Annotated in this window: 5 protein-coding genes and 1 pseudogene; 5 read left to right on the forward strand and 1 reads right to left on the reverse strand. The window is 69.9% G+C overall.

Going from position 1 to position 8,671, the window contains the following annotated elements:
* Positions 1-84 precede the first annotated feature (84 nt).
* The 3 genes from J7F03_RS40320 to J7F03_RS40330 all read left to right on the forward strand — a co-directional run bounded on the left by J7F03_RS40320 (position 85) and on the right by J7F03_RS40330 (position 1,545).
* Positions 85-324 (forward strand): hypothetical protein, encoded by a 240-nt coding sequence (locus J7F03_RS40320; RefSeq protein ID WP_214958188.1) that lies wholly within the window; start codon positions 85-87, stop codon positions 322-324.
* The gene (locus J7F03_RS40325) at positions 312-563 is read left to right on the forward strand and encodes a LexA family transcriptional regulator (RefSeq protein WP_214958189.1); all 252 of its coding nucleotides are present in this window, start codon (positions 312-314) and stop codon (positions 561-563) included. Before J7F03_RS40320 ends, J7F03_RS40325 begins: the two co-directional genes overlap by 13 nt.
* Before the next feature lie 130 nt (positions 564-693).
* A complete protein-coding gene (locus J7F03_RS40330; RefSeq protein WP_214958190.1) occupies positions 694-1,545 on the forward strand; it encodes an RNA ligase family protein in 852 nt (283 codons plus the stop codon).
* On the opposite strand, the pseudogene J7F03_RS40335 reads toward J7F03_RS40330, so the two are convergent.
* Positions 1,526-3,145 (reverse strand): annotated as a pseudogene (locus J7F03_RS40335) (DEAD/DEAH box helicase family protein); the annotation flags it as partial. The gene J7F03_RS40330 and the pseudogene J7F03_RS40335 overlap by 20 nt on opposite strands.
* 919 nt (positions 3,146-4,064) lie before the next feature.
* Here J7F03_RS40335 and J7F03_RS40340 point away from each other — a divergent pair.
* Both J7F03_RS40340 and J7F03_RS40345 read left to right on the forward strand, forming a co-directional pair.
* Positions 4,065-6,023 (forward strand): amino acid transporter, encoded by a 1,959-nt coding sequence (locus J7F03_RS40340; protein ID WP_374104460.1) that lies wholly within the window; start codon positions 4,065-4,067, stop codon positions 6,021-6,023.
* Positions 6,024-6,530: 507 nt separating this feature from the next.
* Positions 6,531-6,770, forward strand: a complete 240-nt coding sequence (locus J7F03_RS40345) for a hypothetical protein (protein WP_214958192.1) — start codon at positions 6,531-6,533, stop codon at positions 6,768-6,770.
* Positions 6,771-8,671: the final 1,901 nt, after the last annotated feature.

Below are 8,671 nucleotides of genomic sequence, written 5' to 3' on the forward strand. Positions count from 1 at the left end.
TGACCCGGCTACCCGACCACAGTCGTCGCCCTAGTGGAGCGGCCCGGCTTGCCTCAAGATTCGAACATCTGTGTTAATGTAAATATGTGCCACCAGCACTTCCCCCACGATCTGATCCGGATCCAGCTCGACTGGATCCGCACGTATGAGGCTCTCTCCCGCCTCACCCCTACGCAGAGTCCGACGCGGCTGCGCCGGGAGCTCCTGGACCTCTCCCGGGCCCTGGCGGCCCACCCGTACTGGGCCATCCCCGGCCGGTCGACGGCGGGCCGGGTGGAGCTGCTGCGCCAGGCTCGCGCACGCCGCTGGGCGTGGGCTGCGTGATCCGGCTGACCGCGCGCCGGCTGCAGATCCTCGAAACGATCACCGCCCATGTCGCCGCCCACGGGGTGGGCCCCTCGATCCGCGAGCTCGGCGGGGCCGTGGGGCTCACCAGCTCCAGCAGCGTGGCCCACCAACTGACACAACTGGAACGAGGCGGGTGCCTGGTCCGCACGGGCCGGGCTTGGTCCACGGCCGAACTCACGGCCACGGCGGTGCGCCGCCTCGCTGCCTCGCGCTAACGCCCTGTAGTGCCGTCCGGCGCCCTCCGCCAGGCCGTGATCCCGTGCGAGGGCCAGGCTTGGCGTGGGGGCCGTGTGCGGGGCGTCGGGAAGGGTGTCGGGAGTGGTGCTCAGGCCGCCGGTGCAACCGATGCTCGCGCAAGCCGCCGAGGCGCTGCCGGCCCCCGCCACGGCCGGGATCCTGGCCTATGAGCAGAAGTTCGACGGACACCGGGCGCTGCTCTTCACCCCTCTCGCGCCGGGCGGCCCGGCGCTGCTCCAGACCCGCCGCGGATCCCTCATCCAGGACCGATTCCCGGACCTGGTCGCGGCCGCCGCGCAGCTTCCCGGCGGCCTGGTCCTCGATGGCGAGCTGCTGGTCTGGGACGTGGCGGCGGGCCGTCTGAGTTTCGAGGGGTTGCAGCGGCGGGCCGCCGCCCGCAGCCGGGGCGCCGCCGCCCTCGCGGCCGCACTGCCGGCCCATTTCGTGGCCTTCGACGTGTTGCAGCAGGACGGCGCCGAGCTGCTCACCCTCCCGTACCGGGAGCGGCGCCGCCGCCTTGAGGTGCTCTTCACTGCCCGCGCTCTGACCGCCCCCTGGACGCTCTGCCCGATGACCACAGACGTCACCACGGCGCGGGAGTGGCTGGAGTCCTGGACGGACGTACCGGGCCTTGAGGGCCTGGTCGTCAAGAACATGAACCAGCCCTACCGGCCGGCCGCCAGAGCCTGGACAAAGATCCGCCGCCGCGACACCACTGAAGCCATCGTCGGTGCGATCACCGGCACCCTCACCCGCCCCCAGCTCCTCGTCCTCGGCCGCTACGACGAGACCAGGCGGCTGCGGACGGTCGGTCGCACGGTGGCGCTGCGCCCGGATGCGGCCCGCCGGGTCGCCGAGCATCTGGCGGCGGCCGGCCCCGGACATCCCTGGACGGGTGTCAGGTTCGCGGCGTCGTGGGGGAGCCGTGACGTCCTGGACAGAAGACGAACGGCACCTTGAGGTCGCCGTGTTCGCGGGCGTAGATGACGGCGGCCTCCACCCCCCGGCGCCAGTGCTCGTGTTCCGGGTTCAGCACCCGCAGGTTGATGAACGCGGCGAGCGCGGCCGGGTTGCGCGGCGTAGAGAACTTCAGCAGGGCCTTGGCGGGGGCGCTAACGCTGCCGGTCCCGTTGCTGCTCTTGCCGCTGTCGTCCTCGCTGACGGGCTTGTAGCGGCTCGGGGCCTGCTGCTCGGCGAGGGTCTCCACGATCCGCGCGTCGTGCGCCCGGAGCGCCTCCAGCAGCTTGGCGAGCCCGCCGTACGCCCGGCTGGTGAGCATGTTGTCGGCCGTCTCGCCGGGCCCGAGGAGGATCGGCACGACGAGCGAGGCCACCTTCCCCTCGCCGGGTTGCATCCGCAGGGCGCGGCCCACGGCCTGGACGAGGTCGGGCATGGAGCCGCGCACGTCGGCCCAGTAGACGGAGTCGCAGTTCTTCGTGTCGACGCCCTCTCCGAGGACCTTCACGGAGCCGAGGAAGCCCTTCTCCACGACGGTGCCGTCCGTGGCGATCCCCTCGGCGAACTCGGCCAGGACCCGCCGCCGGTGGAGCGGCTTGTGCTCCCCGCACAGCCAGTCCGCCCAGACCGTGGCCGGGTACAACTCCGGGTCGGCGGCGTGCAGCTGCGCGGCGACATCGGGAAGGCCGGCCGCGAACGCCTCGGCCTCCTTCACTACGTGGTGGAAGACCAGCGTGCGCCGGAAGTTCTCCTCCGCCGATGCCTTCACCAGTGCGGTCTGCAGGGCTGCCAGGCGGGCCCCGCGGATCTCGTCGGACCGGGCCTCGGCGCCCAGGACCTGCGCGGCCTGGAGGGCGGTGTCGGTGACGTCGACGCAGACGACTTGGTAGGGCGCGCAGATGCCTCGGTCGATGGCCTCCGAGAGGGTCAGGGTGAAGCACCGGCTGCCGAACGGGCCCGCGGGGTCGTCGTCCATGCTGGCGACCAGCTCGCCGGGCGAGCCGGCCTCGTCCTCTTCTCCGAGCTGCCACATCCGGGGCGTGGCTGTCATGTACAGCCGGCGCAGCGACGGGATACGGGTGTTGTCGTGGATCACCGCCCACGGCTTCCCGATCCGGCCCGACGTCCGGTGCGCTTCGTCGACCACGATCAGGTCCCAGGCCGCGAGGCCGGCCTGGTGCGCCTTCTCCAGCGTGCCGAGTCCGAGGGAGGCGTACGTGGCGTACACGGTGACCTTGTCCAGGCCGCGGGTCCACTCCACGAGCTCGACCGGGTCCGTGGTGTTGGGGAAGGACACCTCCTCGCCCCGCAGTGAGGACACCCCGAGCATTGGGCCCCGGCGGCCGCCCTCGCGCCACGCGGCCTCGGTCTGGGCGAGCAGGTCCAGCGAAGGCACGAGCACCAGCACACGGCCCGCGTGAAGCTCCTCCGCGCTGCGGACCGCCACCCTCGTCTTCCCGGACCCGGTCGCCATGATCACCTGAGTTCGAAGCCCTCGCTCGGGCAGAAGCGAGCTTGCAGGCAATTCAAGGGCAGCCAGGACCGCGTCAACGGCTTCTCGCTGGGCAGCCTCGCGGTGATCAGTGCGGTTTGTGGTCAACATATCCGCTTGACTCCTCCTGGATGCCGTCCGATCGATTCGAGCTATGCCGTGTGTGATTGTCCGGCAGGCCGCAGAGGTTGTCCCGCCAGACTGAAGCCTGGTCCGTACTGGTCAGGCCGGTGTGCGTGGTTGGTAGGGGACGGTTTGATGCGGTGACGTTGGTGTCACTGGGATGAGACGGGCCCGGACAGTGGGACGCGGTGTAGCAGCAGGTTGGTTGGGCAGCGCGCAGTTTCACTGATCCGCGACAGAGGTTTCCTGCGGCAGGGTCGAGCGGGGGGTGGCCGGGCGCGCTATCACCGGGCGGTGATCACGAACCTTGCCCGCGGCCTCGCCGCTGCCGCCCTGGTGGGAGCAGCCCGGGCACGACGGCTCAGGAAGCCTTCCCAGCCTGGACGGGCGGCAGAGAACCAGCCCTGACAGAAGCCCTGCGCGGGGAGCTGTAGGTGCCCTCGAAGCAGGCTGTGTCCAGCCGTCCGTCCGTCCGTGCCGGCCCCCGCGCCCAGCGGGCGCCGTGAGGCTTCGTTCACTTCAGGACCGCCGCGACCCTGCGGGCCCGCCATCCCCGCGGTGTGGGGCGGTGTCAGGCGTTAAGCGTGCGTAAAAGTTGTCGGCTGGGATTCGCCGGGAGGGTTCCGCTTGTCCTGCGGACTCGGAGCCGGGCAAGCGGGTTTCCTGGCCGCGCTCTGCCCGCTGGCCTGGGGTTGTTGAGGTCAGGGATCGGCACCGGACGGTGGGGAGTGAACGGGGGCACGGCGCAGGGCGGGCATGGGAGCCGGACGGTGCGGTGTGGGTGCCCGGTTGCGGCAGGCCCATACTCGATGATCGTTGCGGGGCCCGAGCCAGTGGCCGTCGTGCACGTGTGCCGGGCAGGCCGGGAAGGGTTGATGGGGCCATGAGGGATATGAACGAGCCGGTGATGCCGGAGGTGGTGGACAGTCCGGCACTTAGGACGCAGCCCACCGGGAAGGTGGCGCAGTGGATGCTGCGCCACCAGGTGCAGCCGGTGGGGCCGGCCGCCGGTGAGGCCCATGCTGAGCCGCATGCCTGGTGGAAGGTGATGTGCCTGACCGGTGTGGACTACTTCTCCAGCCTGGCCTACGTGCCCGCGATCGCCGCCCTTGCCGCCGGGGCGGTCTCGCCGCTGGCGACGCTGCTGATCGTGGCGCTGACCCTGCTGGGGATGCTGCCGATGTACCGGCGGGTGGCGAAGGAGAGCCCGCACGGCGCCGGGTCGGTGGCGATGCTGGAGGACCTGCTGCCGTTTTGGTGGGGCAAGCTGTTCGTGCTGGTCCTGCTCGGCTTCGTCGCCACCTCGTGGATCATCACGATCACCCTGTCCACCGCGGACGCCTCCGTCCACGTGGTGGAGAACCCTTTCTTCCCTGCAGTACTGCACGGCCACGAGGTCGCCCTCACCGTCGCGCTGCTGCTGGTACTCGGCGGCGTGTTCCTGCTCGGGTTCAGCGAAGCCGTCAGCGTGGCCATCCCCCTGGTCGCCATCTTCCTCGCGCTGAACGCGGTCGTCATTGCCGTCGGCCTCGTCGACGTGTTCAGCACTCCGGGGGCCTGGTCGGCGTGGACCGACGCCCTCGCCGAGGGCGGGGGCGGCTTCGGTGATCTGATGGGCCCGGCGCTGCTGGCCTTCCCGCTGCTTGTGCTGGGCCTGTCGGGCTTCGAGACCGGCGTGAGCATGATGCCGCTCGTCGCAGCCGAGGGCGCCGATCCCGAACAGCGGCTGCGCGCGCGGATCCGCAACACCCGCAGGCTGCTGACCACCGCCGCTCTCATCATGAGCGTCTACCTGCTGTCGGCGAGTTTCGTCACCACCCTCCTCATCCCGCACGACGAGTTCGAACCGGGCGGCGCCGCCAACGGCCGAGCGCTGGCATACCTGGCGCATGAGCAGGTCGGGGAGGTCTTCGGCACCGTCTACGACATCAGCACCATCCTCATCCTCTGGTTCGCCGGTGCCTCCGCCATGGCCGGGCTGGTCAACATCGTCCCCCGCTACCTGCCCGACTACGGCATGGCCCCCGAATGGGGACGCGCCGTACGCCCCGTCGTGATCGTCTACACCGCCCTGTGCATCCTCATCACGATCGCCTTCAACGCCGACGTCGACGAGCAGGCCGGCGCCTACGCCACCGGCATCCTGGCCATGATGGTCTCCGGCGCCTTCGCCGTCACCGTCTCCGTCGCCCGCCACCGCCGACGCGCGACCACCATCGGCTTCGCCCTCCTGACGGCCGTCCTGCTCTACGCCCTGGTCGCGAACATCATCGACAAGCCCGACGGCATCGTCATCTCCGCCTTCTTCATCGCCGGCATCATCATCGTGTCGCTGATCTCCCGCGTCTCACGCACCACCGAGCTGCGCGCCGACCGCATCGTCTTCGACGCCGACGCCCGCCGGTTCATCGACGACACACTCGCCCACGACAACGCCATCAACCTCATCGCCAACCGCCGCCAGGCCGGCGACGTTGCCGAGTACAGCGAGAAGGAACGCGAACAGCGCGGCGTCAATCCGGTGCCCGGCCGCGCCGACGTCATCTTCCTCGAGATCGACGTGGTCGACCCCTCGGACTTCAGCGACACCCTCACCGTCCACGGAGCCGAGGTCGACGGCCACCGGATCCTGCGCGCGGCTGCGCCGGCCGCGCCGAACGCCATCGCCGCCATCCTGCTGGCCCTGCGCGACGCCACGGGGGTGCAGCCGCACTGCTACTTCGCCTGGGCCGAGGGCAGCCCCCTGGTGCACATGGTCCGCTACTTCCTCCTCGGCCGGGGCGACACCGCTCCGGTCACCCGCGAGATCATCCGCAGCCACGAACCCGACCCCGAGCGCCGCCCCGGCATCCACGTCGGCGGCTGACCGCCGCAGCCGTCCGCAGCCACTGCCGAGGATGCCGTGGCGGGGAGACCGAAAGGTCCTTGGGCCCGGGCAGTGGTGCTGAAGCTGGCCGGCCAGCACCGATGAAGTCCGGCGCTGAGCCGCCCCACATCATTCGGTGCACCCGGATCGCGGCCAAGGCCGGCTCAATCGGCGGGGAATCCCCGGCGGTCGTCGTAAAAGAGCGTTTGTCCTGTCGCGGCTGTTTGAGAAGCCGTGGGGGCGAGGACATCGCGATGCCGTGAACCAAGCGGCGTCAGTCGGACTGGCTGTGCTTGTGTAGGGCGGCGCTCGCTCGGAATCGGAGGCGGCCGCATTGGTCTTTCTCTTCGGGCGATGCGTCTTCTGGGCAGCAGCAGTGGCGTGCCAGCCACCGAAGGTCCTCTGGTGTGAGCCAGAGAGCTATGCGGCCTTGCGCGGCTTGTTCCTGCGGATTCGTGGGGATGACATCGGTCATATGCGTCACCCTATGTTCATGTTCACCGGTCGGTGGAGGGGCAGGCGGAGGTGGCGCGGCTGGTGGCCGAGGTGGCGGATGCCGCCGAGCTCACGGTTCTTCCCTGGAACGGGCCGCTCGCGCGGGCGGAGCTCCACGCAGCGGCCGTGAGGGCGTACGCGGCCGCCGGCCAGCGGCCGGGGGTAGACGTACGGGCAGATCTTGCCGCTGTGCGCGCCGGGTGTCGCCGTGCGGCCGTCGCGCTCGGCGTGTCGGTCCCCGTCGTCCTCTGACTCGCCGTGCGGTGGCAGCGCGCGGTGGATGCTCGCGCTGGTTCGCCGGGCATGGGGACGAGGCCGGCCCGGATGCACCCGCCTTCAGGACAGGGGCCCGTCAGGGGCGTGGTGTGTGGTGCCGACTGGCAGGCAATGCTGTGTCGGGGGCGGCGCTCTGGCGGGGGTGGTCCTTGCGGCGTGCGGCTGGGGCGCGGACTACGCCGGATACGGCGCCGCGGGCCTGGGACTGGCGCTCTTGGCGGGAGTGGTGATGCTGGTCAGCGCGTGCGGTCAGGAGTGCTCCGCCCGCGCTGGCTGCTTCACCGCCGGCGGGCCCTGCGTGGCGGCCAGGGCGCGGAGCGCGAACGAAGGTTGACCACGAGCGGTCGGTGCGGCCGCTGGCCGCCACCTTCGGCACGGACGCCGCAGCGGCCGCAGCTTCGAGAAGATCGTCCTTGACGGGCTGGTCGAGCTGCCGGACCGGGAGTACCCGCCTGATGGCCACGATCGTTTCCCCTCGTGAGCCACCTGTCTTCAGGATCGTTCTTACCCAATTTGAAAGTGGCCGCGTCTTCCAGAATTCTGGAAGACGCGGCCACACGGTTCTGTCCCTGCGAATTTTTCCAGGTCAGCGTCCTGCCAGGGAGAGCCAGGGGAGCCAGGGACAGAGTCCTGCCCAGTGGATGCCGAGTTCGGTGAGCGCGCGGAGCTGCTCGCTGTCGAGCCGGTTGCGGTCGGGTCTTCTGCTTCCCGATTCAGCCGGCAGGCGACCGCATGCCTTACGGCATGCCCATCTTCCATGCAGATTCAAAGCCACCGGATGGCCCCGTGGACGGCTTAGACGGCATGTCCATTTCATGCGCCGGGGCAAAGCCGCCCGAACCACCCAGCCAATGCTTCCACCTCTGTTCCTGTTCGTGCTTCGGGCCACCGCTCCCGCCACCTGCCCCGACCAGTGTGCAGGGCTCAGGGCACGGCTCTGTGATCACGCTGGGGTGCGGGGTCGCCGGTGCGGCGATGGCGCTGGAGGACAGGGATACCCCTCCTACGGCCACGGCGGTCGAGGCGACAAGAACAACAAGACGCTGGGTCCTGGTACGGATCACGGAAATGCTCCTTGAGGGGGAAGGGGGAAGGGGTGGCGAACGGCCCCGTCGATCTCACGGGCCTTTCGCGCGGGTAACGCCGTGCGGGATGGTTTCCGAGTGATGCTGCTGGGCCACCTGCTCTGCTGTGCCCGTGTCTCCATTGAGCCCCAGCGGAGCGAGCCACGTCATGCCACAACATCTCGGGGCTTGACAACCCTGGCACCTATAGTTCCGACCATGAAGGGACGGGCAGCCCCCCGGTATGGCAGCCCGTACCAGGTTCTTCGCGAGCCCCAACGATTCCGCTCATCAGGCCCTCTGCGATCACCAGGGGGCGGCGAGCCGAGACCGGCGGCTCGCCCACCGCCCGCAGCACACGCCAGCCGACGTCCGGGCAGGTCAGGGGCGGCGCGGCGCCACGTCATGGACCAGCACGGAGCCACCGCAACCACTGCGCTGTAAGCGCGGCCGTAGCCGACCGCCGCCGTGCCCACCGCAGGCAGCCACCCCAGCGACCGCGATCAGCGCCGATCTTCCTCTCGGAGATGGAGGCAGCCAGCTACTCACTCATGCTCCCCACCCGCACTACATCGTTCAGAAGGGGAACAAGTGAGGAAAAGGAGCAGCTCTGGCGCAGCGGCCAGTCCAGATGGTTCTGATCCACTTCTTGTGGAGCGATGACAGGGGGTAGCGATGCTCAGTCCGCGAGGAGGATTTGGCGTCGGAGAAGGTCGAATCCGGCCCGGCCGTACCCGTCCCTTTTGATCCGCTTCACCCTGTTGACGTTGCCCTCGACTCTGCCTGAGCTCCATTCCAGGGTGAGCCCGGCGG

Source organism: Streptomyces sp. ISL-43 (assembly GCF_018614195.1).
Classification (GTDB): domain Bacteria; phylum Actinomycetota; class Actinomycetes; order Streptomycetales; family Streptomycetaceae; genus Streptomyces.